25 protein-coding genes are annotated in these 23,783 nt (G+C 46.1%); 18 read left to right on the top strand and 7 right to left on the bottom strand.

Annotation, left to right across the window (positions count from 1 at the left end; all coding sequences use genetic code 11):
- Nucleotides 1–19: 19 nt before the first annotated feature.
- The 8 genes from EAL2_RS14270 (at nucleotide 20) to EAL2_RS14235 (ending at nucleotide 7,312) form a co-directional block, all read left to right on the top strand.
- The gene (locus tag EAL2_RS14270) at nucleotides 20–340 is read left to right on the top strand and encodes an OadG family protein (RefSeq protein ID WP_025437030.1); all 321 of its coding nucleotides are present in this window, start codon (nucleotides 20–22) and stop codon (nucleotides 338–340) included.
- A 53-nt stretch (nucleotides 341–393) separates the two neighbouring features.
- Nucleotides 394–762 carry a biotin/lipoyl-containing protein gene (locus tag EAL2_RS14265; RefSeq protein ID WP_025437029.1) on the top strand — a complete coding sequence of 123 codons (369 nt, stop codon included), beginning with the start codon at nucleotides 394–396 and terminating at the stop codon, nucleotides 760–762.
- Nucleotides 763–812: 50 nt separating this feature from the next.
- Nucleotides 813–1,928: a sodium ion-translocating decarboxylase subunit beta gene (locus EAL2_RS14260; RefSeq protein ID WP_025437028.1), complete on the top strand. Its 1,116-nt coding sequence runs from the start codon at nucleotides 813–815 to the stop codon at nucleotides 1,926–1,928.
- 442 nt (nucleotides 1,929–2,370) lie between these two features.
- Nucleotides 2,371–3,246: a nucleoside hydrolase gene (locus EAL2_RS14255; protein WP_025437027.1), complete on the top strand. Its 876-nt coding sequence runs from the start codon at nucleotides 2,371–2,373 to the stop codon at nucleotides 3,244–3,246.
- An 81-nt stretch (nucleotides 3,247–3,327) separates the two neighbouring features.
- Complete coding sequence (locus EAL2_RS14250; protein ID WP_025437026.1) at nucleotides 3,328–4,557, top strand: ABC transporter substrate-binding protein; 1,230 nt, start codon at nucleotides 3,328–3,330, stop codon at nucleotides 4,555–4,557.
- Nucleotides 4,557–5,486 (top strand): ABC transporter permease, encoded by a 930-nt coding sequence (locus tag EAL2_RS14245; protein WP_025437025.1) that lies wholly within the window; start codon nucleotides 4,557–4,559, stop codon nucleotides 5,484–5,486. The genes EAL2_RS14250 and EAL2_RS14245 overlap by 1 nt, the downstream gene beginning before the upstream one ends.
- Nucleotides 5,473–6,279, top strand: a complete 807-nt coding sequence (locus EAL2_RS14240; RefSeq protein ID WP_025437024.1) for an ABC transporter permease — start codon at nucleotides 5,473–5,475, stop codon at nucleotides 6,277–6,279. Before EAL2_RS14245 ends, EAL2_RS14240 begins: the two co-directional genes overlap by 14 nt.
- 13 nt (nucleotides 6,280–6,292) lie before the next feature.
- Nucleotides 6,293–7,312: an ABC transporter ATP-binding protein gene (locus EAL2_RS14235; protein ID WP_025437023.1), complete on the top strand. Its 1,020-nt coding sequence runs from the start codon at nucleotides 6,293–6,295 to the stop codon at nucleotides 7,310–7,312.
- A gap of 150 nt (nucleotides 7,313–7,462) precedes the next feature.
- Here EAL2_RS14235 and EAL2_RS14230 read toward each other — a convergent pair whose 3' ends face one another.
- Complete coding sequence (locus EAL2_RS14230) at nucleotides 7,463–7,996, bottom strand: dihydrofolate reductase family protein (protein ID WP_041693231.1); 534 nt, start codon at nucleotides 7,994–7,996, stop codon at nucleotides 7,463–7,465.
- Nucleotides 7,997–8,120: 124 nt separating this feature from the next.
- Nucleotides 8,121–9,158, bottom strand: a complete 1,038-nt coding sequence (locus tag EAL2_RS14225; protein ID WP_025437022.1) for a GerMN domain-containing protein — start codon at nucleotides 9,156–9,158, stop codon at nucleotides 8,121–8,123.
- 143 nt (nucleotides 9,159–9,301) lie between these two features.
- Between EAL2_RS14225 and EAL2_RS14220 the strand changes: the two genes are divergently transcribed.
- The 4 genes from EAL2_RS14220 to EAL2_RS14205 all read left to right on the top strand — a co-directional run bounded on the left by EAL2_RS14220 (nucleotide 9,302) and on the right by EAL2_RS14205 (nucleotide 13,132).
- Nucleotides 9,302–10,546, top strand: coding sequence for an efflux RND transporter periplasmic adaptor subunit (locus EAL2_RS14220; RefSeq protein WP_025437021.1), 1,245 nt, complete (start codon nucleotides 9,302–9,304; stop codon nucleotides 10,544–10,546).
- Nucleotides 10,543–11,226, top strand: a complete 684-nt coding sequence (locus EAL2_RS14215) for an ABC transporter ATP-binding protein (protein ID WP_025437020.1) — start codon at nucleotides 10,543–10,545, stop codon at nucleotides 11,224–11,226. The genes EAL2_RS14220 and EAL2_RS14215 overlap by 4 nt, the downstream gene beginning before the upstream one ends.
- Nucleotides 11,227–11,230: 4 nt before the next feature.
- Entirely contained in the window at nucleotides 11,231–12,472 is a 1,242-nt protein-coding gene (locus EAL2_RS14210; protein ID WP_025437019.1) for an ABC transporter permease, read from the top strand.
- Nucleotides 12,473–12,556: 84 nt separating this feature from the next.
- Nucleotides 12,557–13,132, top strand: a complete 576-nt coding sequence (locus tag EAL2_RS14205) for a class I SAM-dependent methyltransferase (RefSeq protein WP_025437018.1) — start codon at nucleotides 12,557–12,559, stop codon at nucleotides 13,130–13,132.
- Nucleotides 13,133–13,241: 109 nt separating this feature from the next.
- Here the strand turns inward: EAL2_RS14205 and EAL2_RS14200 are convergent, their stop codons facing one another.
- Complete coding sequence (locus tag EAL2_RS14200) at nucleotides 13,242–14,096, bottom strand: MurR/RpiR family transcriptional regulator (protein ID WP_025437017.1); 855 nt, start codon at nucleotides 14,094–14,096, stop codon at nucleotides 13,242–13,244.
- Nucleotides 14,097–14,297: 201 nt separating this feature from the next.
- Here EAL2_RS14200 and EAL2_RS14190 point away from each other — a divergent pair, with 201 nt between their 5' ends.
- Nucleotides 14,298–15,404 (top strand): DmpA family aminopeptidase, encoded by a 1,107-nt coding sequence (locus EAL2_RS14190; protein ID WP_025437016.1) that lies wholly within the window; start codon nucleotides 14,298–14,300, stop codon nucleotides 15,402–15,404.
- A 129-nt stretch (nucleotides 15,405–15,533) separates the two neighbouring features.
- Complete coding sequence (locus EAL2_RS14185) at nucleotides 15,534–16,460, top strand: DMT family transporter (protein WP_025437015.1); 927 nt, start codon at nucleotides 15,534–15,536, stop codon at nucleotides 16,458–16,460.
- Nucleotides 16,461–16,698: 238 nt separating this feature from the next.
- Here the strand turns inward: EAL2_RS14185 and EAL2_RS14180 are convergent, their stop codons facing one another.
- The 3 genes from EAL2_RS14180 to EAL2_RS14170 form a co-directional block, all read right to left on the bottom strand.
- Nucleotides 16,699–18,072: an MATE family efflux transporter gene (locus EAL2_RS14180; RefSeq protein WP_025437014.1), complete on the bottom strand. Its 1,374-nt coding sequence runs from the start codon at nucleotides 18,070–18,072 to the stop codon at nucleotides 16,699–16,701.
- Nucleotides 18,073–18,227: 155 nt separating this feature from the next.
- Nucleotides 18,228–18,527 (bottom strand): AzlD domain-containing protein, encoded by a 300-nt coding sequence (locus tag EAL2_RS14175; protein WP_025437013.1) that lies wholly within the window; start codon nucleotides 18,525–18,527, stop codon nucleotides 18,228–18,230.
- Nucleotides 18,520–19,263 (bottom strand): AzlC family ABC transporter permease, encoded by a 744-nt coding sequence (locus tag EAL2_RS14170; protein WP_025437012.1) that lies wholly within the window; start codon nucleotides 19,261–19,263, stop codon nucleotides 18,520–18,522. Before EAL2_RS14170 ends, EAL2_RS14175 begins: the two co-directional genes overlap by 8 nt.
- Before the next feature lie 130 nt (nucleotides 19,264–19,393).
- Between EAL2_RS14170 and EAL2_RS14165 the strand changes: the two genes are divergently transcribed.
- The 4 genes from EAL2_RS14165 (at nucleotide 19,394) to EAL2_RS15390 (ending at nucleotide 23,141) form a co-directional block, all read left to right on the top strand.
- Nucleotides 19,394–19,948 carry a helix-turn-helix domain-containing protein gene (locus EAL2_RS14165; protein WP_025437011.1) on the top strand — a complete coding sequence of 185 codons (555 nt, stop codon included), beginning with the start codon at nucleotides 19,394–19,396 and terminating at the stop codon, nucleotides 19,946–19,948.
- 204 nt (nucleotides 19,949–20,152) lie between these two features.
- Nucleotides 20,153–21,316 (top strand): RNA-guided endonuclease InsQ/TnpB family protein, encoded by a 1,164-nt coding sequence (locus EAL2_RS14160; RefSeq protein ID WP_025436621.1) that lies wholly within the window; start codon nucleotides 20,153–20,155, stop codon nucleotides 21,314–21,316.
- 176 nt (nucleotides 21,317–21,492) lie between these two features.
- Entirely contained in the window at nucleotides 21,493–23,028 is a 1,536-nt protein-coding gene (locus tag EAL2_RS14155) for a sodium-dependent transporter (RefSeq protein WP_025437010.1), read from the top strand.
- A gap of 2 nt (nucleotides 23,029–23,030) precedes the next feature.
- Nucleotides 23,031–23,141, top strand: a complete 111-nt coding sequence (locus EAL2_RS15390) for a MetS family NSS transporter small subunit (protein ID WP_148296003.1) — start codon at nucleotides 23,031–23,033, stop codon at nucleotides 23,139–23,141.
- Nucleotides 23,142–23,271: 130 nt separating this feature from the next.
- Here the strand turns inward: EAL2_RS15390 and EAL2_RS14150 are convergent, their stop codons facing one another.
- A complete protein-coding gene (locus EAL2_RS14150; RefSeq protein WP_025437009.1) occupies nucleotides 23,272–23,709 on the bottom strand; it encodes a DUF523 domain-containing protein in 438 nt (145 codons plus the stop codon).
- Between the last annotated feature and the right edge of the window lie 74 nt (nucleotides 23,710–23,783).

Raw genomic sequence — 23,783 nt, 5'->3', positions numbered from 1 at the left:
CAGATAGAGAGGTGAAGAAATGCTTGGTGAAACTGTAACGCTGGCTCAGGCTGTCAAGGTGAGCGGGCTAAGTATGCTTGTGGTATTCGCAGCGTTGTTTGCAATATGCCAGGTTCTCGAGCTGTTCAGTCTGATATTCCATAAAAGAGGGCTCAAGAAGAACGCTGGCACTGTTGGTAAGGAAAATGCGAATGCAAGCCATGAAGAAGGCGTATATATTGATATTGAGAATCCACAGAATGAGGAGGACATGGCTGCCGTAATTGCGGCATCCGTGATTTTTTCAAACGGCGGCAAAATGAAAAACATAAGAATAAAGAGCATAAAAAGAGTCGGATAGCCATTTTTGAAGTGTTGGGAAATTAAATTTGAGATGTCGAGGAGGTATTTGAAATGAAAAAGTACATGATAAACATAAACGGCAAGGCATATGAGGTTGAAGTGGAAGAGATGGGTGAAACCGCCCAGACAGCCCCAAAACCAGCTGCAACTCTTGAAAAGGCAGCGCAAAAAGAAAAGAGTGCCCCAAAACAATCTAACTCGGGAGCTTCAGAATCCATTAGCGCTCCTATGCCCGGGACAATAATTGATATAAAGGTTAGAGAAGGTGATGTTGTTAAGTCAGGTCAGGTGATAATGGTGCTAGAAGCCATGAAGATGGAGAATGAAATTGTTGCGCCTAAGGACGGAAAAATAATGGCGATAAGGGCGTCAAGAGGCTCATCGGTAGCGTCGGGAGAAGAACTTCTGCACATAGCATAGTTATTTGTGAAATCTAAGGGAAAAGAAGCAGAAGATGAAAGGAGTTTAAGATGGGACAGATGCTTGCACAGTTTTGGAACGCAACCGGCTTTGCGGCCATGACTTATAAGGAACTAATAATGATTTTGATAGCTTGTGCATTTTTATACCTTGCCGTAAAGAAGGGGTACGAACCGTACCTTTTGATACCAATATCGTTTGGAATGCTTCTTGCGAACCTTCCAAGCTCAGGCCTGATGGAAGAAAAGGGACTTCTGCATTACCTGTACATGGGCACGAAGCTTGGGATATATCCGCCGCTTATATTTCTATGCATAGGGGCCAGCACTGATTTCGGGCCGCTTATTGCAAATCCCAAGAGCATTCTTCTTGGTGCGGCAGCGCAGTTTGGCATATTCTTCGCCTTTCTTGGAGCCATAATGCTTGGCTTCACAGGGCCGCAGTCCGCATCTATTGGAATAATCGGCGGAGCTGACGGGCCGACGGCAATATATCTGACAAGCCAGCTTGCAAAGGACCTTTTGGGCCCTATAGCGCTTGCCGCATATTCCTACATGGCTCTTGTTCCTATAATACAGCCTCCAATAATGAAGCTTTTGACGACAGAAAAGGAAAGAACTGTCAAGATGGAGCAGCTAAGGCCTGTTTCAAAGACGGAAAAAATCATATTTCCTGTTGTGGTAGCCATACTTACAATACTCCTGCTTCCTTCAGCGGCGCCGCTTGTGGGAATGCTAATGTTTGGAAACCTCATAAAGGAGTCTGAGGTTGTGCCAAAGCTTGTGGAAACCGCCCAGGGACCGCTTATGTATATTATCACAATAGTACTGGGACTTACTGTAGGAGCTACGGCGAATGCCGATACTTTTCTTACAATGCAGACGCTTGGAATAATTGCATTGGGACTGATGGCTTTTTCAGTGGGAACCGCATCGGGAGTTCTTTTCGGGAAAGTTATGTACAGACTTACTGGAGGAAGCATAAATCCTCTTATAGGGGCTGCCGGAGTTTCTGCAGTTCCTATGGCCGCAAGGGTAGTTCAGAAGGAAGGAGCAAAGGCAAATCCTTCGAATTTCCTGCTCATGCATGCTATGGGGCCTAACGTTGCCGGAGTTATAGGCTCGGCGGTGGCGGCAGGTGTTCTTCTGAATCTTTTCAGCATATAAGAAGCCAGGATTTTGCTGGCAGTTTCCATACCCTTTATTTTAACATGCATAAAAAATTAATGAATTGGATTAAGAGGCAGGAATTTATAATTCCTGTCTCTTAATCATTTAAGCAATAAACAATGGCTAGTGTACCATTAAAAAATTAAATAGAAAAGCAGGCTTCTATAAAATATATCTATATGAATCGGAGAGTAACTAAGCATGCATAAAAGGCAAAACTGCTTGTATACCGCTTCTTTTGCAGCATTTACCAGCATTTATACGAATTTATTGATTTTCCACTCCCCATTTAACAAATTATAGAAAAATCAAATCGATTGATATTTCAAAATGCCTGATATATAATGATTTCAGCAAATCTGGCAGGTGCATGTTGATTATATTAATTGAATCTAATGTGTAATAGCTAGCTGATAACGCGGATTGGAGGGATCTGAAATTGAAGAAAATCATTTTTGACTGCGACAACACTTTTGGAGTAAAAGCCTGCGATGTCGATGACGGTCTTGCCTTGCTATACCTGTTGGGTGACGAGAGCACAGATTTGATTGGTATTACAAGTACATACGGCAATAGCGATATCGAGACTGTGTTTTCCAACACAAATACAATGCTTGCTGAGATAGGGCGCTCAGACATACCTGTGCTGAAAGGCTGCGCCAATGCAAATGAAACCCAAAGCGAGGCAGTCGAGTTTCTCATTGATGCCGTAAACAAAAATCCGGGGGATATTTCAATTCTGGCCACGGGCTCGCTGACAAACCTGCATTGCGCCTATCTCAAGGATAACTCATTTTTTGAGAAGATTAGTGAGATTGTCCTTATGGGAGGCTTGACGGAGCCTCTTTTGATAAATGGCAGATCTATGGGTGAGCTGAATTTTGCATGCGATCCGCAGGCCGCCTTCTGCGTGCTGACTAATGCCAGGAATTTAGCAGTCGCAACGGGAAACAACTGCCTTGCAGCATATTTCGCGCGCGCAGGCTACAACCGCCGCCTCAAGCAGTCTGAAATTCCTGCAGCACGATACATATATGAAAAGACAGCCTACTGGTATGACTATATGGCAGACCACTTCGAGCTTGACGGATTTTTCAACTGGGATGTTGTGGCAGCTGCCTATCTGATGGACAGGAGGCTTTTTGAGGAAAACGAGACTATAATCTCACCTACGGTTGAATCCCTTGAAAATGGGTTTCTCATTGGCGGCGGGAAGGCTATAAGCGTTAAGCTGCCTAAAATAAAGGAGCCCGATATGTTTGAGGAGTCTGTATATTCAGCCTACTTAAATGTTGCAATGGGCAGCGGAGCATAGCTATACAGGCACCACTCAGGACTCTGCAAACATTTCTAATCCAAACAGTATACTATATTAAGAACAGGGAGTGAAGTACATATGAGCAGAAGAATAATCGCGTTGCTGCTGAGCACAATGCTTGTGTTGATGACATTTACAGGATGTACCAAAGTAAAGCCGGGCGCAGAATTTGACGCCAGCGCCGATTTTGAAACGATAGTGGAACAGGCAAAAGGTTCCACAGTTAGATTCTACGGCTGGGGTGGAGACGAGCAGAGAAACAAGTGGCTTGATACCGTAGTGGCGCCTGCCCTGAAAGAAAAGTACGATATAACTCTTGAACGCATTCCTATGGACATAGACCAGATTCTGGCAAAGCTCTCTGGCGAAAAGCAGGCGGGTGAGGAAAATGGCTCGATTGACATGATATGGATAAACGGAGAAAACTTCTATTCTGCCAAGGAAAATGGTTTGCTTTTCGGACCATTCGCTGACAAGCTGCCTAATTTTAAGAAAAATATAGATGCTGATTCAGAGGAAATCCAAAAGGATTTCGGATACCCTATAGAAGGTTATGAGGCCCCTTACGGCAAGGCGCAGATAGTAATGATAAACGACAGCGCAGTAACTCCTGAAGCGCCTAAGAATACAGTGGAGCTTATGGAGTATGTAAAAAAGTACAAGGGCAAGGTGACATACCCTGCGCTTCCAGACTTCACCGGCAGCGCCTTTGTTAGAAACGTAATATACGACATAGTGGGGTATGAGCAGTTCATGGATATGGAGCCCGACAAGGCTATTGTCAAAGCAGCCATAGAGCCTGCGCTTGCTTATTTGAGAGAGCTGAATCCGTATTTGTGGAACGAGGGTAGGACCTTCCCTGCTGCGTCGACTGAGCTGGACAACATGTTCGCTGACGGTGAGCTTGCAATGAGCATGAGCTACAGCCCATACTCTGTTGCGCTTTCGATTGAAGACGGCATTTACCCGGAAACGGCCCGTGCCTTCCAGTTTGAAAAAGGGACTATAGGAAACACAAACTATATGGCAATAGCGGCAAATTCGCCAAATAAGGCTGCTGCAATGGTTGCTATAAACGAAATAATGTCGGCTGAGCTTCAGGCAAGCCAATTTTCTGTGCTCAAGGCGCTGCCCGTAGTGGAATACGGCAGGCTGTCGGATGATGAAAAGGCCATGTTTGACAGTGTTGACATAGGCAAGGGAACAATACCTCAGGATAAGCTGCTTTCAAAGAGACTTCCTGAAATGCCTGCCAAGCTTGTTCCAATAATCGAAGAAATATGGGCTCAAGAGGTTGTAGGCAAGTAATGGGACGTTTGCATGAGAGGGTGTGCGGCGCGCTAAGCAGCAGGAGTACAAGGAAAAGCTTAGCGCCCTATGCGCTTTTGTTGCCATTCATTCTGCTTGGCGTTCTTTTTTTGCTTGGAATTGGAAATGCCCTATTGCAAAGCTTCGGCTATATTCCCGCCCTTGGGCTTTCGGAATTTACGATAAGATATTATGAGGAGATTTTTCAAAATCCTATATTGCTCGATTCTGTGAGAACAAGCCTTTCGATAGCTTTGGTTTCATCAGTGCTGGCAACTGTATTTGGTGTGCTGGTTTGCGCAGCCCTTGTGTACACAGGAAGCATACGCGGCTGGAGGCTTCAGCTCATAAAGCTGCCCATACTAATACCCCACATGGTCGTGGCGCTGTTTGCAGTAACCTTCTTGTCTCAAAACGGTTTGCTGGCGCGCATACTCTATGCTCTGGGCTTGCTGAGCTCGCAGGGAAATTTCCCTCAGCTGCTCTACGATCAAAAAAACGTAGGGATAATAATCGCATACCTGTGGAAGGAGATCCCTTTTGTGGCCTATTTCACGCTGACGCTTATGGCAAGTGTCAGCACGACACTGGGTGAGGCTTCTGAAAACCTCGGAGTATGCAAATTAAAGACGTTCTTCCATATTACGCTGCCGCTCAGCATGCCTGCCGTAAAAAAAGCATTTCTAATTATTTTCGCATTCTCATTTGGCGCATACGAGTTGCCATTTCTGCTTGGGGCCACACTGCCAAAGGCGCTGCCTGTGCAGGCCTATGTGGAATACGTCAATCCGGACCTCCGCCACCGACCCTACGCAATGGCAATGAACAGCATAATGCTTATGCTGACGCTTGTTATGTCGGCAGTGTATTACTGGCTGCTGAAAAAAGACTTCAATCAGATTGGCGGCGATGCTGATGAAACGAAATAGACACTTTTTGCACGGAATAATTATTTATACATCCATTCTATCAATTGTGGTGCCTCTTCTGGTGCTGCTTGTGTGGAGTTTTTCAAGCAGATGGGCATGGCCCGGACTCGTCCCGGAGGGTTTTTCGCTGCGCTCTGTTGACGAGCTTTTCGGATCCCATTCGAAAGTGATTTCCGTGCTGATATCAAGCATGGCGCTTTCTCTTGGAGTGGCCTTAGCCGCCGCAGTCATTGGAACTATGAGTGCTCGAGCTATTGCACTATATGATTTTAAAGGCAAGGGACTTATATCGTTTGCCAGCATACTGCCTGTAATCGTTCCTGGAACTGCTTTTGCAATGGGAATACATGTCGTATTCATACGCATTGGTCTTTCTGACACAGTGCTGGGGGTGATGCTTGTACACATCATATACGCACTTCCCTATACCATAAACATTATGCTGGACCTGACCCGCGCTGTCGGGGTGTCACTAGAAATGCAATCCCATGTGCTTGGCGTTCCGCCGATTAAGACATTCTGGCATGTGATGCTTCCTCTGCTTTTGCCGGGAATAATGTCTTCAATAAGCATGGCCTACATAATATCGTTCAGCCAGTATTTTCTGACGCTGATGATTGGGGGAGGGAGTGTCAAGACGTTTGCTGTCATGATGGTCCCGTTTATTCAGGGTGGAGACCGCACCATATCCTCCGCGTATTCGCTGGTGTTTGTGCTGTCCACGCTTTTTGTTTTTGTTGCCATAGAAGCTGGCATCAAGAAATTTGCCTTCTGGCATGAGAAAACGGAGTAGAGGAGGGGAACTATTGGAGCTTTCATTGCAAGACATCTCAGTTGAATTATCCGGCAATAAAATATTAAAATCAATAAACCTTACAGTGCAGGAGGGCGACTTTGTTTCTCTTCTCGGGGCTTCCGGCTGCGGGAAAAGTACGCTGCTTAAGACAATAGCAGGAATAATTCCCCAATCAGGCGGCTCTGTCGTGCTTGGTGGAAAATGCGCTGACAGGCTGCCAGCTCACAAGCGCGGAACTGTAATAGTTTTTCAGGATTTTCGCCTTTTTCCGCATATGAATGCAGCGGAAAACATAAGCTTTCCCATGAAAATGCGCGGCGTGTCAAAGCGTGAATATTCAAGAGCGGCATCGGAGCTTCTGACAAAGGTTCAGCTTGAAGGCTTCGAAAAGCGTATGCCACACGAAATGTCGGGAGGGCAGATCCAGAGGGTTGCGCTGGCAAGAGCCCTGGCGGCCAGGCCGAACGTACTCCTTCTGGATGAGCCTTTCTCAAGTCTCGATGTCAATCTGCGCAAGGATATGCGCAGCCTCGTGCTTAAGCTTCACAGGGAATTTAAAATAACAACAGTGCTAGTTACCCACGATCGGCACGAGGCTTTGACAATGTCCAATAAAATAGCCCTCATGATGGACGGGAGGGTGCTGCAGTACGACACCCCTGAAAACATGTTCAATTCGCCTGAAAACCGCCAGGTGGCCGAATATTTCGGGGAGGCCGCATACCTGGATGGAGTAGTTGGAAATTGCGTTTTCAAAAGCGAAATTGCCGAGTTTGCTGCCGACAAGCCAAACGGCGCTTACCAAGCCATGCTTCGTCCTTCGATGGTCCACATAGTTTCTGGCGAAAACAAGAATTTCAAAATAGCCGAGCTCAGCTACCAGGGGGAAACCTACAGCGTCGTTCTTGAACATGCTCTAACTGGGATTAGATTGAATACATTCATTCAGAGCCCAAGCTCATATCGCATTGGGAACATGGTCTCAGTATCGATAGATACTAGCAATGCTATACTATTGCCAGTCAACTAATAGTCGATTGAAAAAATAGTGGATAAAAAAGGAGCTATACTCGTCAGAAATTAGATCTTCTGTCGGTTATAGCTCCTTTTTATTATTCTCGTGAGCTGCATGATTTGCTTCATGTAACGCTAGGGAATCAGTGAAATATCAAGGTCATTTCTAAACCTTCACATACCTGACCTGCACAAGTCCCGACTCGAAAGCCTTGCTTTCAAGCAGCCTCAAGTTTCTGCGATTAGAGCTCTCCTTGAAAAGCCGCGTACCCTTTCCAAGCAGTATTGGCACTATGGAAATGATGTACTCGTCGATAAGATCCCTCTCACGCAGCTCCCGTACAACTTCCGAGCCTCCGTCGATGAATATGTCCTTTCCATCCTCAAGCTCGAGCATCCTTATTAGATCGCCTATGTCGCCGTTGAAGAACTCGACATCAGGATTAAAGCCCTCCAGTGTCGTTGACATGACATAGCACTCAATATCCTTGTGAGGGAACTCTATTCCGAAGGAGAGCACGGTTTCATACGTGCGGCGCCCCATTATTACCGTGTCTACGTTATTTATAAAGTCGCTGTAGCCGTAATCCTCACCGGGGAGCTCGACTGCAGCAAGCCAGTCGATGCCGCCATTTTCATCGGCAATGAAGCCGTCGAGGCTCTGGGCTATATAGAGAATCACCTTTCGCTTATTATCCATATAAAATATCACTCCCAGCTGTTACGCTATAATAGTCCATAATATACCGCCAAGAGGCACTGCAGTTGGCTTGAAAATCGACTGTGGCGCTTTGACATATGGTTATTTTATTGTATAGCCCAAGCTATTTGAGCTCTATTGCATCCTCATAATTGGCCTCCAGGTACTCTCCCTTTTGCAGGGCAATATGGCCCGATTCGTAGAGATTGCCGTCGATTGTAAGTATGACCCTTTGAGAGTTGTAGTAGCGCCCGAACGTGGCAGCTATGCTATCGAGCATCATGCTTTCATACCCGGCCCCGGCGCTCATTTCGCTTAGGAATTCAGAGCTCAAATCGATGTATACCATACCGTCCTTGTTCAGGTAGAGGCTGTTTATTTTGGTGTTTGCAGTAAAAACCTTTCCGGTGCCCTCTGGAGCTGTTTCCTTGTAGGCATCCTCGAGCGCTTTTCTTGTTACGTCGTTTGTCCTGAAGCTTATGTCCTTTTCCCTGTAATAAATCTTGTTGTCATTGATGTTAGGATAGTAGAAGCTTATCCTTTGAGTGAAAGAGACATTCTTTTCTATCTTTTCGAGCGTCGAGGTAACCTCGGTCTCGCCGGATACAAACACTGATTTGACAAGGCCTACATCCTTTGCGTAGTATGCTATTGTTTTGTCGTATTGGTTTTCTGTTGTAACTTCTATAGCCTCATAGCTTCCGGAAGGAGTATCCACTTTCACAGCTGTGCCGGTTATTGTGCGGACGCTCGAATCTGAAAGGGTCCAGGTTGTCCCTTTTTCAAGAGGCTCCATAAGAAGGACGTCTTCAGCCCCCTCCCTGGAATCAAGGAAATTTTCTCTGTAGTAAGCTTCTCCCCTTGCGAACACTCTAGTAAGCTTGCCATCCCTAACCTCCAAGACATTCGCCATGACAGTGCCGCCGTTGTCTACCCTCTGCTGGATTTTGCCGTCAGCGGCATAGTCGACATACACATCGTATGAGGCATACTCGTTCCCCATGCCTTCGTATACATAGTGGGTGTTCTCGTTTGCCGGATAGTAGTCTTCGATTGTCAGAGGCCCTGGAGGCTTGGAGCCATTTTCGCCATTATCCTTGTCACAGCCGGCCGAAAATACAAGCGGCAAAAGCATGCAGAGCAGCAGAATCAATCTTTTCATAAATATCACCTTCCTTTTTACAATTATGTTAATAATCATATTTTCAAGATACCCACAATAAGACCCTGCAAAGCCATGAATTTGAATTGATTTTTTTGAAAAGGGTATAGATTTCTTATGATGGAAAAAATGGAGGTGCTCTTGTGGGCAGGTTCAAAAGCAAGAAATTCATAATTATAGCAGCAGTGCTTTTAATTTCTGCTGTAGCAGCATATACAATAATCAGAATGAATTCTCAGGGTGCAGCGCTCGAGGTTGAAAAGCTGCAGGTCGATAAGACCAGGATAACCTCCGATGTGATAATAAGCGGCACTATAAGATCGGGAGACGAGGCCGAGATAAACTCGGAGCTCGAGGATGCCGTGAAGGCAGTATATGTGAAAGAGGGAGAGAGGGTGAGCAAAGGCCAGATGCTTGCAGCGCTGGAAACGGACGTGCTAAGGACGAGGCTCGATTCGGCCAGGATAGACCTGGACATAGCAGACAGGGAGCTGAAGGACAGCGTGGAAGGCACGGCGCTTTACAGGCTTGAGAAGGATGCGGACAGCAAGCGCATCGAGTACGAAAGCGCCAAGAGCGACTATGAGAAGACTGCAAGCCTGTATGATAACGGTGCAGTAAGCAAGAAGGAACTCGACGATGCCCAGAAGCGACTAGCTTCCGCAAAAAACTCGTACGACATATCGCTAAACGACATACAGGAAGAAAAGAGCGGCAGCTCCAGGAAGATAAAGGAGATGCAGGTGGAAAAGCAAAGGCTTGCGCTCGAGCTGGCGCAGAGCCAGTATGACGATGCTGTGCTTAAAAGTCCTGTTGACGGCACCGTAGTGTATGCAAACTGCAAGGTAGGGATTGAGGCGAGGCTTCAAAAGCCCATGTTCGTAGTTCATAACCTTGACAAGCTGCAGGTACACGCAAATGTAAGCCAGTTTGAAATACACAAGGTAAGGATCGGCCAGGAGGCCATAATAACGGGAGACGCTTTCCCCGACAGCAAGCTCGCCGGAAGGATATCATATATCGCTCCGAGCGCGCTGGCTGAAGGAACCCAGACTGAAAAGAGCGTGCTTGTAAAGCTGGACATAATAGACCCGCCATCGGGTATCAAGACTGGATTCTCAGCAGATGTGGACATAGTCACAGGGGAGAAGGAGGATGCGCTGGTAGTGCCCTATGAGGCGCTGCTTCTAAAGAGCGACGGCAAACACTATGTATACAAAATCGAAGGCGGAAAGCTAAGGGAAATACCAATAGAGCTGGGCATAGAAGGCGACCTCAAGGTCGAAGCGATATCTGCGCTTTTAAAGGCGGGAGATGTCCTGGCGGCGAATCCCGACGATTCGTTCAAGGACGGACTCAAGGTAATGGTAAAGGGTGAGCAGAAATGATAAAGCTCGAAGGCGTAAGCAAGGTGTACGAGACTGAAAAAATACGTGTAGATGCGCTAAAGGACATCAATCTTAATATTGAGGACGGCGAGTTCGTAGCGATAATGGGACCTTCGGGTTCCGGAAAGTCCACGCTGATGAATATCATAGGCTGCCTCGACAGGCCAAGCGCCGGGAGCTACATGCTCGACGGCGTGGATGTAAGCGAGCTTTCGGAAAACAAGCTTGCGCACATAAGGAACAAGAGCATAGGCTTTGTGTTCCAATCGTTCAATCTGCTTGCCAGGACATCGGCGCTCAAGAACGTGGAGCTCCCTATGGTTTATGCGGGTGAAAAGAGGGCGCCAATGAGGCAAAAGGCACTCGAGCTGCTTGCAAAGGTAGGGCTTTCAGACAGGGCCGACCACGTGCCAAGCGAGCTTTCCGGAGGTCAGAGGCAGAGGGTAGCCATAGCCAGAGCTCTTGCAAACGATCCATCCATAATACTCGCTGACGAGCCGACGGGCAATCTCGATACGAGGTCTGGAGACGAGATTATGGAGCTGTTCACAAAGCTGAACGATGAGGGCAAGACAATAATAATAGTTACACACGAGATGGAGATAGCGCGCTACTGCAGGAGAGCCATAAGTTTCAGGGACGGCGAGATAGTGAAAGACGTGCCTGTTGCTAAGGAGTGAGCATATGAACATTGTTGAGATATTCAGGGTGGCCGTGGCGAGCATATGGGCCAACAAGATGAGGTCTTTCCTCACAATGCTTGGAATAATAATAGGCATAGCTTCGGTAATAACAATTATGGCTCTCGGCCAGGGCAGCCAGGAGAAGATAGGAAGCGAATTTCAGAGCTTCGGGGTCAATAGGATATACATCACCATAAACTGGCAGGATGAAAATGTAAACGCCGAGCAGCATGGATTTTCCGATAACGACATAAAAACGATAGGCAAGCTGTTTTCAAACGATATTGCAGCTGCAAGCCCTGTGGAGTATATGCAGGGCAAGGTGAAGACCACCGGGGCTATTGAAAATGTAAGCCTGCAGGGAGTATATGACAACTTCGACCAGATAGAGGCGCTAAATCTAACTAAGGGAAGGTTTTTGAAGGCAAGCGACCTGCAATCTCAACGGAGCGTGGCAATAATCGACAAGAAGCTGGCACAGGCTGCTTTCAAGAATGAAAGCGCCCTTGGCAAGCGCCTGTATGTAGACATTGGAGGGCGGAGAGCAGGGTTTACAGTCATAGGCATCTATGAGAAACCCGAGTCGATATTCGACCAGCTCAACCAGTCATTTGGCGGGGCTCCCTCAACTACGCTCTACTGCCCCGTAAACACCCTAAGGGGCATGCTCAATTCGACGGGCAATTACAGTTCGTTTGAAGCAATAGTCAGGAGGACTGAGGATGTAGATGCTGTAAAGGACAGGATAGTTGCGTATGTCGAAAAGAGCAAGCTAAGGGGAAAAAATCCAGAGGAAGAGATGTACATCGGTATGAGCGCTAAGGAGCAGATGCAGCAGCTCGACAGCGTGCTGGGAGTAGTTTCGGCCGTAATCGGGGCAATAGCCGCCATATCGCTTATTGTAGGCGGAATAGGGATAATGAACATAATGCTGGTATCTGTTACTGAAAGGACTCGGGAGATTGGCATAAGGAAGGCCATAGGAGCCACAAAGCGGAGCATACTACTTCAGTTTCTTGTGGAATCCATGATTATATCGGGCATAGGGGGGCTTGCGGGAACGCTCCTTGGAGTGGGCGCCGCGGCCATAGCAGGCAGTATAATGGGAATATCGGGTCTTGTGAACATGATGACGGTAGTTATAGCCGTTTCGTTTTCCTGCGGTGTGGGGATATTCTTCGGGATATATCCTGCGAACAAGGCTGCCAAAATGGATCCAATTGAGGCCCTCAGATACGAATAGTATAAAGTGGCGGTGCGCCGCCCATGCAAACCGTGATAGAATATTTCTATAGAAAGGCAGAAAAAAGACAATTTGGAGGAGTTCATGGCACATATATTCGATGAAAAGATGATGAAAAAGCTTGACAGCCCGGAGCGAAGAAGAGAGATGCCTCCTCTTGAAACCCTTGAAATGCTGGGCCTTAGAGAAGGCGACACTGCAGCCGATATAGGATGCGGCATAGGATTCTTTTCTCTGAGCGCTGCGCAGATAGTGGGGAGCGAGGGACTTGTATATGCATTTGACATTTCGGCTGCGATGCTCGAAGAATTGACTCGCAGGGCGGAAAAAGAAAGCATATCCAATATCAAGGCGCTCGTTTCTACCCAGTACGAATTTCCAATCGAGGAAGGCGTTGTGGACTTTTGCATAGTATCAAACGTGTTCCATGAGGTGGACGACAGAAAGAGACTGCTTGAAGCTGTGTGGGGCATGCTAAGGCCGGGAGGAAGGCTTGCAGTAATGGAGTGGAAAAAGCTCCAGATGGAGCAGGGACCTCCGCTTGATGTAAGGATATCACAGGAGGAGCTTGAAGGCCTTTTGGCCGAATGCGGGTTTGAAGTATCAGGCAAGGGATATATATCCGAGCGATTCTACTGGACGAGCGCCGTAAAAGGCTAAATCAGAGTCTGAGAAAGACAAATCACTGACAACATAAAAAAGAGTGCACTAGTTTGAATTGTGGGATTTTAATTCAAACATGTGCGCTCTTTTTTTACAGTTAATTTAGTTAATCAAACAGGTCGAATTCATTCATAATAGAGGAATTCGCCTCAAGCTTTTTCACTATCCTGTCCTTGTCTTTTTCAAGCACTCTTATGAGAATAAGGTTGCATAGGCCCATATATGTGACGTATGAGTTCAGGAATTCGTTGCTCCTTGTCTCGACAGTCAGGCTAATATCACTCAGAGCCATAATGTCAACGGCTCTTGGAGTAGTCAGGGTGACTATTCGGGCATTCTTTGATCTGGCGGCTTTCAAGGCTCTCTTCTCATCCTTGAGATGCCTCGGCGTGCAGCACATTATCACAAGATCGTCCGATTTTACAGCCGAAAACTTATTTGCAAATCCAAAGCCCCCATCTGTATAGCAAACTGTCCTAAAGCCCATCTGAGTGAGATACCATTCCAGGAACAAGGCGACCACCATGTCTGTTCCTATTCCTACTATATGGATGGTATCGGCAGCGCCAATCTCTTCTGCTGCGGCGTCTATAAGGGCATAGTCTATGTTGTTGTAGAAATGCTCATGGCACGAAAAGTCGTTTTTTGCGGCTTGCAGCAGCAGGGAATCCACGTTTCCTTCGAATTCGAAACTTCTCGAGAGCCTTTCATGTGGGGCATCGTAGATGTTTATTTCGCTTCTGATGGCATCACGCATCTGTGAAAAATTTGAAAAGCCCATGCTCCGTGCAAACCTAATTATGGTGGCATCGCTTACATCAAGCTCTTTTGCCAGTTCGAGCGCTGTCATATAGATTACTTTCCTGTAGTTTGCATGGATATATGAGCCTATTTTTTTTTGGCTGTTCGTGAATCCATGATAATTTTCCTTTATCCTGTTAAGGACGTGATTTTTTGTCATAGCATATCCTTTTAATGCGCATAGCGTATTTTTTTTCAGCATATTTGAAGCTGATGCTTTATATATATTTTATATCAATGAAGCGACAATTGCAAACAAAAATGTTGACATATCGACAAATAAACATTAAAATGAAGAATAATCAACACGAAGTGTTTGAAGGCATGCTGATTGCACTAATATTGATGAGGAGGGATTAGAATGAAAAAAAGAGCGAGAGATATGGGCATACCATTCGAGGGAAGCACAGGCAGGTACAATGCAATTACTGACGTGACAGGCGTGGAGGTAGGTTACTCGACCATTGTATCAGGCAACGGAGAATTGGTTGTAGGGAAAGGTCCAGTTAGAACTGGAGTTACAGCCATTTTGCCAAGAGGCAAGCGATGGTCTGCATGTTTTTCCGGATGGTATGCCCTTAATGGAAACGGAGAGCTTACAGGGACCACATGGATTGAAGAGTCAGGATTTCTGGAAGGCCCGGTACTTATCACAAACACACATAGCGCTGGAGTAGTAAGGGACAGCAGCATAGGCTGGATGTATGAAAAGGGCTTCTACGATCCCTGCAGCGGAGACTCGTTCTTTCTGCTCCCTGTAATTGGCGAAACATATGACGGAAGGCTCAATGACATTAATGGTTTTCATGTGAAGAAAGAAAACGTCTATGAGGCCCTTGACTCCGCTGCAGGAGGCTTTGTGGAGGAAGGAAATGTGGGCGGAGGCATGGGGATGACATGCCACGAGTTCAAAGGCGGCTCGGGAACCTCTTCAAGAGTTTTAGCAGAAGAAGACGGAGGATATACGGTAGGAGTATTCGTGCAGGCCAATCACGGAAAAAGGAAGAACCTGAAAATAGGAGGAGTTCACGTAGGCAAAGAGTTGACCGACCTCATGCCGGAAATACACACTACGCCGGCGCCGCCTCCAGGGGCAGGTTCGATAATTGTAGTAATAGCCACAGACGCACCGCTGCTGCCTCATCAGCTAAAAAGGCTGGCAAGGCGCGCAGCGCTTGGCATCGGCAATATAGGCGGAATGGGAGAAAACTCATCCGGAGACATATTCGTTGCATTCTCAACCGCAAACGACGGGGCATCAAACCGCCATGAAAACGTAAATGTCGATATGCTTCCAAATGACAGGATGAACCCGATTTTTGAAGCCGTAGTGCATGCAACCGAAGAGGCGGTAGTAAACAGCATGATAGCCGCCGAGACCACGGTAGGAATAAACGGCAATACGATACACGCAATTCCTATAGAACAGCTGCTTGAAATACTAAAAAGAGAGAACAAACTTGTTTAAAGTGACATTTTCAGATTCAATTGTAATCGAGTTTGGCATATAATAAGCGTATAGGGAAAAAATGAAAATTTTACGGAAAGGCATGCTCGCCGACTCAATGGACAATTTTGAGCGACTGGGGGAATTGTTGTGAAGGACAAGCCATATTTGTTTATTGCGTTAGCCGCCGTATTCTGGAGCGTACAGGGAGTGCTCGGCAAGTTTCTTGCATCTGACCTGGAGCCAATGCAGACGGCATTTGCAAGAATATTTGTAGGATTCTTGTTCATATTTGCATTTACATTCATAAGGCACAAGGAAGACCTTAAGATTGACGCAAACGGAATGTTCAAGCTGGCCGTAATGGGAATAGTATGCCAGAGCGGCACCAGCATGTTCTTCTTCCATTCAGTGTCGAAGACATCTGTTGCAGCTGCGACTGCGCTCATGTACACTGCGCCGATATTTGCCATATTCATATCGCGCATGGTATTTGGGGAAAAGATTACGCCGCTCAAATTGCTTGCTGTGGCTGTGTGCAGCGTGGGAGTGTTTCAGACTGTCACAATGGGGAATTTCAGCGTTCTTACGGGAAGCGTTATTGGAGTGCTTTCGGGCCTTGGAGCCGGTCTTGTCTACTCGCTCAACTCCATTATCGGGAAATCGCTCATGAGAAAATACAGCAACTGGGCTGTGCTGACATACTCGTTCGGTTTCGGAGCACTTTTTATGTCTCCGTTTTGCAACCCCATAGGTATATTACCCATGCTTGGCAAGCCGAATGTCATATTCGGAATAATCATGATGGGGCTTGTGCCTACCTTCTGCGCCTTCGGGTTTTATTTTACAGGTATAGCCAAGGGGGCTCTGCCTTCAAAAGTGGGCATAGTCGCCACGCTGGAGGTGGCGCTCGCGGTGATTTGGGCCGCAGTACTCTTCGGAGAGCCCATGGGGATTATGAGGGCATTGGGTATATGCGGAATATTTGCGGCAGTGTATATACTCTATGTTGAAAACTCGAGGGCTGACAAGGCCACAGTGGCAGCGACGGCCCCGGCAGATATTAGTCGTGCATAGAAGGATTGAAGGAAGCGTATGACTTTAGTCGTGAGTTAGTTCACTTATTAAGGAGGAAAAGTGCGGCAGGGAGACGCTATAGAGGTTTTGTAAGCGTTCTGTGAAGTGAAATTTGCGCAGCATATTGGGCACCGGGTGCCCAGGCTCGGATATAATATGAAAGAAATATAAAGTGGCTGTCTCGAAATGATTTTGAATCATTTCGAGACAGCCACTTTTATTCACCAGCCTCTTCAGCTCAGCCTACCTTAAGGACCTCGTCTGCTTCTTTGCACTTGTCTTCGCTGAGTACTTTCATTTCATTTCTTATGAACCACAAGGTTATCATAGAAGATAATGCGTCCGATATTGGGTATGACATCCACACGCCGAGCAGACCGAATCTGTTTGGGAGTATAAGGAGAAGCGGTATTAGTATTATTACCTGCCTTAGGGTGCTCAGGAAAAGAGAAATTTTTGCCTTGCCTATGGCCTGGAAAAAGTTTGAGCTTATTATCTGGAAGCCGACAACAGGCAGCGACAGCATGAATATCCTAATACCGCTAGCTCCTATTGATACTATATCGGCATCAGGTGTGAATATCCTCATCATAAATGTGGGCGCCGCCTGCACAAGAATGAATCCGAGTACGCATACTGCCGTGGCTGCTGCTATTGTCAGGTATAGAGTTTTTTTGACCCGTGAGTAGCATTGCGCACCGTAGTTATAGCCGACTATTGGCTGCGAGCCCTGATTGAGGCCCATTATCGGCATAAGGAATATCATGGCTATGCTTATGGCTATGCTCATGGCGCCTATTGCGTAGTCGCCGCCGTTAACCTTGAGGGCATTGTTTGATATAACGTTTATAACGCTTGCTGCAAGCTGTATGGCAAAAGGCGACATGCCTATCGAGAAAATACCGAGCACGAGGCTTTTCTCGAGCCTCATATTTTTCACTCTCAACTTGAGCGAGCTTTTTGGTCCAGTGAAATACCTCAGTACCCATATGGTGTTAAGTGCCATGCTTATAACGGTGGCATAAGCTGCTCCTTTTATTCCCATACCCAGCTGCATTATGAACACATAGTCGAGTATTATGTTGGTTATTGCTCCGAGAAGGTTTGTCATCATGGCTGTTTTGGGGCTGCCGTCAGATCTAATGGAGTTGTTAAGCCCAAATCCTACAGAGTTCAAGATGGTGCCGGCGATTATAATGGTGATGTAATCCTTTGCAAAGCCAAATGTCTCCGAGCTTGCTCCGAACATGTACAGGAGAGGGTCTATGAATATAAGTCCCGCCGCAGTGACAAGAAGAGAGACTAATATAAGCAGCATGAAAGTGTTGCCGAGGAGCTTTTCGGCCTCGGCGTGGTTTTTCTCGCCCAGCCTTATCGATATGAGAGCTGCCCCGCCTATGCCCACGAGCATGCCGAAGGCCATTATTATTGTCATGAAGGGCATTGAAATTCCCACGCCTGATATGGCAAGAGGCCCGACACCCTGGCCTATGAATATTCTGTCGACGATGTTGTAGAGAACGTTTATAAGCATTCCAATTATTGCGGGAGTGGAGAACTTAAGCAGCAGGCTGCCCACGGGCTCCGTTCCAAGTGAAATTTGTCGTTGCATATTACTACCTCCAATACATACAAAACACAAAACAATATCCACATGCAAACATGCGGATATTAGATAAATGAAAAGTGAAATTGATTATCTACTACGATGATTTTATCATACAGGCAATCCAATGGAAATACTGTATTGAAAAAACCATAAAAAATTTACAATATGCCAAATAAATATACAGTTAGCACCGATCCCATTACAACAACGGTTGAGTTGAGGTTAAACAGTGAGAGCGCTATTGCAGCTGCAAGTCCGGCAAGCGAAAGTCCGGTGTTGCCGCAGGATGAAAATACGCCGGGGAAAACCAGCGCGCTCAGCATGGCAAATGGCAAGTAGTGGAAAAAGCCCTTCCAGAAGCTGCTTAGCTTCAGATTCTTGAGCCATATCATGGGTACGGCTCTTGGAAGGTATGCTACAAGCGCCATGAGGAGAACAAGAAAGAGCAGCTTATTCATTGTCATGCACCTCCACAGGGAATATAAAGGCTCCCGCGGCCGCGGCCGCTATTGCGGCTATTATTACAATCCATCCCGGAGAAAGTGAAATGCTCGGGAGATAGCTGAGTGTAGTTGAAGCCAGAATTGCAATCAGGCTTATGACGAGCGCTTTTCTCGACTTCTTTACAGCAGGAACAAGGAGGCTAAGAAACATTGCATAAATTGTTATGCCAAGGCTGGTTGCTATCCCTGGGCTCATGTCTGATATGAAGTAGGCTCCGACGAAAGTCCCTGCCGCGTATGCCACATAAAGAATTGAGTTGACTCCCAGGAAGTAGGCAGGATCCACATAGCGTTCCTTTCGAGCCGTTGCGAGTATAAAAATCTCATCTCCGATGCAGTATGAGATAAGGCTGCGCAGCTTCTTTGAAGCAGAGGGCTCGATTTTTTGCGACAGCGCCGAAGAGAGAAGAAAGTTTTTTGCATTTATAATGAAAGTAGTCAGTATGATCTCTGGATACGGCGCTGCAAGTGTAAGCAGATTTACTGCCATGAACTGGCTGGTAGCTGAGAAAACAAGCATGGACATTAGCACGATTATGTAATTTGGAAGGCCGTATGATTTCGCAAGTAGTGCAAAGGTTATGGCTACGGGGATATAGCCAAGCGATATGGGCAGAGAATCTCTGACCCCCTCGAAGAAAACGGCATTTCTTGATATTTTGACTTTTTCTAATTTGAGTGTTTCTTCCATGACGCAGAACTCCTTTATCTCTTTATCTAATTTACAAAGAAAATGAATGCGGTATAATGGATATATATCTTATATAACATATTATACGGTATACCGTCCATAAATACAATATATTGTTTTGGAGGAGATTATGGAAGATATAAGGGTTATAGTGGGAAACAACCTTAAGACAATAAGGAAGGACAGGCATATGACGCTCGAGCAGCTTTCCGAGGCTACTGGAATCAGCAAGAGCATGCTCGGTGAGATTGAAAGGAGTGCCACAAATCCTACGATTTCAGTGCTCTGGAAAATTGCTACAGGCCTCAAGATCCCATTCAGCAGCCTCATGAAAAAGGAAAGGGAGACTGTCAATCTCATAAAGAGCGACGCCATAAATCCGACGATAGAAGGCGAAGGCTATAAAATCGCGTCGGTTCTGGGTTTTGACGAGGAGAAAGGCTTTGAGATATACATGGAGGAATTCGAGCCTGGAAGCAGTGTGGAATCAAGGGGCCATGGCAAGGGCGTGGAGGAGTACATATTCGCGATAGACGGGACGCTGAGCGTGGATATAGAGGAGAAGACATACGAAATAATGCCGGGGGATGTCATGAATTTTGCGGCCGAAGGCCCTCACACCTTCTACAACGCCGGGACAAAGACAGTAAAGGCGTTCGTCATTATATATTATGATAAAAAATGATGCGGGGAAAAGTTGTAAGATAAGGCAAACTCAGTGTAGGAGCTGAGCAATAGTTGACAAAAATATAGACAAGTGTGGTCAAAGGTATTGATATGTATTTGCGAAGTGAGAGGTATACAAGTAAACACTAACTATAATACAAGTGAGTTTGCAGAGTTAATCAATGTCCCTGTGAAAAACTACAAATAAGGGAGGTTGAGGAGATTGAAAAGAGCTTACAAGATCGAAATTAAGCCAACCATCAAGCAGAAGGCTAAAATCCATCAGACTATTGGCGTATGCAGGTTTATATACAATTTCTACATCGCACACAATAAAGAGATTTATGAAACAAAGCAACGTTTTGTATCAGGCATGGACTTTTCGAAATGGCTCAACAACGAGTTTGTCCCGAGCAATCCAGACTATGTGTGGATTAAGGAAGTGTCGTCAAAAGCTGTAAAGCAAGCCATAATGAATGGCGAGAAGTCTTTCAAGAAGTTTTTCAAGGGCGAAGCCGGTTTTCCAAAGTTCAAAAAGAAAAACAGACAACTTGTGAAGGCGTACTTCCCCAAGAACAACAATACCGACTGGACTGTTGAAAGGCACAGGGTCAAGGTTCCGACACTAGGCTGGGTTAGGCTCAAGGAGTTTGGCTATATACCGACAAGTTCAAAAGTCACAAGTGGCACGGTATCCCAAAAGGCAGACAGATATTACGTATCAATTCTCGTGGAAGAAGATGCCAAAGCTGGCTGTCTAAAGCCGTATACGGAAGGGATAGGTGTGGATTTGGGACTAAAAGACTTTGCCGTCTGCTCAAACGGAGCCGTCAATAAAAACATCAATAAGACCTCAAGGGTCAGAAAGCTTGAAAAGAAGCTAAGGCGTGAGCAACGAAGGCTTTCGAGGAAATACGAAGGTCTGAAAAAACTAAAAAAATCTGAGAAAGGAGAAGCTACTAGGCAAAACATCCAAAAACAGATAACCAAGGTACAAAAACTTCATCAAAGACTGGGAAACATAAGAGCCGACTACATAAGCAAGACGGTCAGCGAGCTTGTAAAGCAAAAACCAAGCTTTATAACAATTGAAGACCTCAATGTAAGCGGCATGATGAAGAACAGGCATTTAGCCAAAGCAGTGCAGCAGCAAAAGTTCTACGAGTTCAGGACGAAGCTCGCCTACAAAGCGAGCATCCACGGCATAGAAGTAAGAATCGTGGACAGATGGTATCCATCGTCAAAAACTTGCAGCGAGTGCGGAGCACACAAGAAAGATTTGAAGCTATCCGAGAGAACATACAAGTGTTCCTGCGGGCTTGTCATTGACAGGGACTTGAATGCTTCAATCAATCTGGCTAATGCTAAGGAATATAAGACAGCCTAACTAAAACAGGCACTTATATATGTACCGAGGGCTATCTCGGGAATTTACGACTGTGGAGAGCTATACAAAACTGTAGTAGACAGGTTGCGTCGCAATCGTTGAGGCGGGGTTCGTTGAAGCAGTAAAAATCTCGATATGGATATGTTTGTCCATATTTTGAGTAGCAGGTAAGATATATGAGAGAAAACTGGCAAAGTAGGAAAGGTTTTGTTTTCGCCGCTGCAGGTGCTGCGATAGGCCTGGGGAATTTATGGAGGTTTCCTTTTCAAGCATATAAAAACGGCGGGGGAGCATTCCTCCTTCCATATCTGGTTGCGGTGGCCACCTGCGCGATACCGCTTATGATAATGGAGTATTCATATGGCAGAAAAATCCGCGGAGGCTCTGTAAAGGCGTTTTCGGAGCTGGGCAAAAAATATGAAGTGATTGGATGGCTGCAGGTCATGGTGCCGGTAATTGTAATGATGTATTATTGCGCGATAATAGCAGTTTCGCTGATTTTCATGGTGTTTTCATTGGGACATGCCTTCGGCATCATGAACTGGCTGCAGGATCCGGGCCCAATAATGGGAATGGTCGTGGGAAGCGCAGACAACGCCCTTGACCTTGGAGCAGGCATGAGCATATACATTCTTGTTGCAGTTGTGTTTGTCTGGCTTTCCAACTGGCTGATAGTAAAGAAAGGCATATCGGGCGGAATCGAAAAGATGTCGTCGATATTTACGCCCGTACTTTTGGTTATGATGGTGGTGTTTATGGTTAACGCCACAAGGTTAAATGGCGCGGTAATAGGGCTTGAGAGCTTATTCAAGCCGGATTTCTCGAAAATCATGAACCCGGAGATCTGGGTGTCGGCGTATGCACAGGTTTTCTTCTCGACAACACTGGCGGTCGGCGTTATGATTGCCTACGGCTCATATCTGCATGAAAAGGCCGATATTGTAAACAGCGCCTTTATTACTGTGCTGCTGAACTCGAGCTTCGATCTGGTGGCGGGAATCCTCGTGTTTTCGACACTCGGATATCTTGTGCAGAATATGGGTGTGGAATTCACGTCGTTTGGAACAGGCGCAGGCGTGGCATTTATAGCCTTCCCTATAGCAATATCAACTATGTCTTCGAGTGTAGTGATTCAGGGGCTTTTGGGATTCTTTTTCTTCTTTTGCCTGTTTGTCGCGGGAATATCCTCAAGCATTTCTATGCTTGAATCCTTTGCAACAGCCGCAATGGATAAATTTGAAATATCCAGGGAAAAGCTCATAGGCATACTCTCCCTGACCGGTCTTGCAGGCTCTGCTTGCTTTGCAAGCTATGCGGGCTTCAACTATATACTGGACATAGTCGATTCGTACGTGGGCAACATTATAATTGCAGGACTTGGCCTCGTAGAGGTTGTCTTAATCAGCCACATATACGGAACCGAAAAGCTCAGGGAGGAAGCCAACAGATATTCTGACTTCAGAGTAGGGAAATGGTGGGATTACCTGCTCAAATATTTTACTCCGCTGCTGCTTGGAGCTGTAGTAGTGACTAATATTTTCAACATTTTCACCGGCCTTTTCAAACAGGACTCAGTCGGAGTCATATCGAATATAATATTTGGCTGGGGCGCGGTGGTAATCATGATTGGTGTTTCGTTCATATTATTCAATAAAAAATGGACAGCCGGGGAAGATAAAATGCCTTTACACTCTGGCAACAAGGAGGATTAGCTATGGCTGGTAGTGCTGTTTTAATGATGGTGATAGGCTGCGGAGCAGTTTGGGGCGGTGCCGTTATAGCCATAATAATTGCTCTTAGGGCTGACAAGAAGGCTTACAAGTAAATATGTGAATCAATATATGTTGAGTCGAAGTATCGCCTGGAAAGCTTGATCTAAAGCTTTTCAGGCGTTTTGCATTTCCCGATTAATCATGTGCTGCTGGCTGAAAAACGCAGGTGGATTTCTATGGACGCTATAGGTTGTTGCAATTGTTTTCCGTATAGACATCTATTCCATTTCTTATGAGCAGTTCCGCCGTCAGGCCATTTCCTTCTATTAATCTGCCTGAAAACGTACCATCGTATATGAGTCCGCAGCCGCAGGAAGGGCTTTTTGATTTGAGTATGGCCTTTTTTGCGCCTACTATTTTTGCGATCTCAAATGTTTTTTCTGCGCCTAACTCATATTCCGTCGTATAATCCCGACCGTCCTTGCCTATTACACTTTTATTGCCGTTCTTGTCCGCTATGATTTCGCAGCATGTCCTGGGAATGGGCAGCCCGCCCAGAACCTCGGGGCATACAGGCAAAGCTTTGCCTTGTTTTACCAATTCGATCACAAACTTATTCTCGTTACTTTTCCCGTCGTATCTGCAGTTAATTCCTGCCAGACATGAACTCACAATATACATAATGTTTCACCTTCGCATTTAAATATTTTCAATACATGCCAGTAAATCAAAAGCTTGCTATTACGTGCCGGGCA

Origin of the sequence: Peptoclostridium acidaminophilum DSM 3953, assembly GCF_000597865.1 — a bacterium.
GTDB classification, from domain to species: Bacteria; Bacillota; Clostridia; order Peptostreptococcales; family Peptostreptococcaceae; genus Peptoclostridium_A; species Peptoclostridium_A acidaminophilum.
This window is presented reverse-complemented; position numbering and strand designations above follow the sequence as displayed.

Coding starts and splice junctions, on each gene's coding strand:
- EAL2_RS14270 (WP_025437030.1), top strand. CDS start 20: ATGCTTGGTGAAACTGTAACGCTGGCTCAGGCTGTCAAGGTGAGCGGG.
- EAL2_RS14265 (WP_025437029.1), top strand. CDS start 394: ATGAAAAAGTACATGATAAACATAAACGGCAAGGCATATGAGGTTGAA.
- EAL2_RS14260 (WP_025437028.1), top strand. CDS start 813: ATGGGACAGATGCTTGCACAGTTTTGGAACGCAACCGGCTTTGCGGCC.
- EAL2_RS14250 (WP_025437026.1), top strand. CDS start 3,328: ATGAGCAGAAGAATAATCGCGTTGCTGCTGAGCACAATGCTTGTGTTG.
- EAL2_RS14245 (WP_025437025.1), top strand. CDS start 4,557: ATGGGACGTTTGCATGAGAGGGTGTGCGGCGCGCTAAGCAGCAGGAGT.
- EAL2_RS14240 (WP_025437024.1), top strand. CDS start 5,473: ATGAAACGAAATAGACACTTTTTGCACGGAATAATTATTTATACATCC.
- EAL2_RS14230 (WP_041693231.1), bottom strand. CDS start 7,996: ATGGATAATAAGCGAAAGGTGATTCTCTATATAGCCCAGAGCCTCGAC.
- EAL2_RS14225 (WP_025437022.1), bottom strand. CDS start 9,158: ATGAAAAGATTGATTCTGCTGCTCTGCATGCTTTTGCCGCTTGTATTT.
- EAL2_RS14215 (WP_025437020.1), top strand. CDS start 10,543: ATGATAAAGCTCGAAGGCGTAAGCAAGGTGTACGAGACTGAAAAAATA.
- EAL2_RS14210 (WP_025437019.1), top strand. CDS start 11,231: ATGAACATTGTTGAGATATTCAGGGTGGCCGTGGCGAGCATATGGGCC.
- EAL2_RS14205 (WP_025437018.1), top strand. CDS start 12,557: ATGGCACATATATTCGATGAAAAGATGATGAAAAAGCTTGACAGCCCG.
- EAL2_RS14200 (WP_025437017.1), bottom strand. CDS start 14,096: ATGACAAAAAATCACGTCCTTAACAGGATAAAGGAAAATTATCATGGA.
- EAL2_RS14190 (WP_025437016.1), top strand. CDS start 14,298: ATGAAAAAAAGAGCGAGAGATATGGGCATACCATTCGAGGGAAGCACA.
- EAL2_RS14180 (WP_025437014.1), bottom strand. CDS start 18,072: ATGCAACGACAAATTTCACTTGGAACGGAGCCCGTGGGCAGCCTGCTG.
- EAL2_RS14175 (WP_025437013.1), bottom strand. CDS start 18,527: ATGAATAAGCTGCTCTTTCTTGTTCTCCTCATGGCGCTTGTAGCATAC.
- EAL2_RS14170 (WP_025437012.1), bottom strand. CDS start 19,263: ATGGAAGAAACACTCAAATTAGAAAAAGTCAAAATATCAAGAAATGCC.
- EAL2_RS14165 (WP_025437011.1), top strand. CDS start 19,394: ATGGAAGATATAAGGGTTATAGTGGGAAACAACCTTAAGACAATAAGG.
- EAL2_RS14155 (WP_025437010.1), top strand. CDS start 21,493: ATGAGAGAAAACTGGCAAAGTAGGAAAGGTTTTGTTTTCGCCGCTGCA.
- EAL2_RS15390 (WP_148296003.1), top strand. CDS start 23,031: ATGGCTGGTAGTGCTGTTTTAATGATGGTGATAGGCTGCGGAGCAGTT.
- EAL2_RS14150 (WP_025437009.1), bottom strand. CDS start 23,709: ATGTATATTGTGAGTTCATGTCTGGCAGGAATTAACTGCAGATACGAC.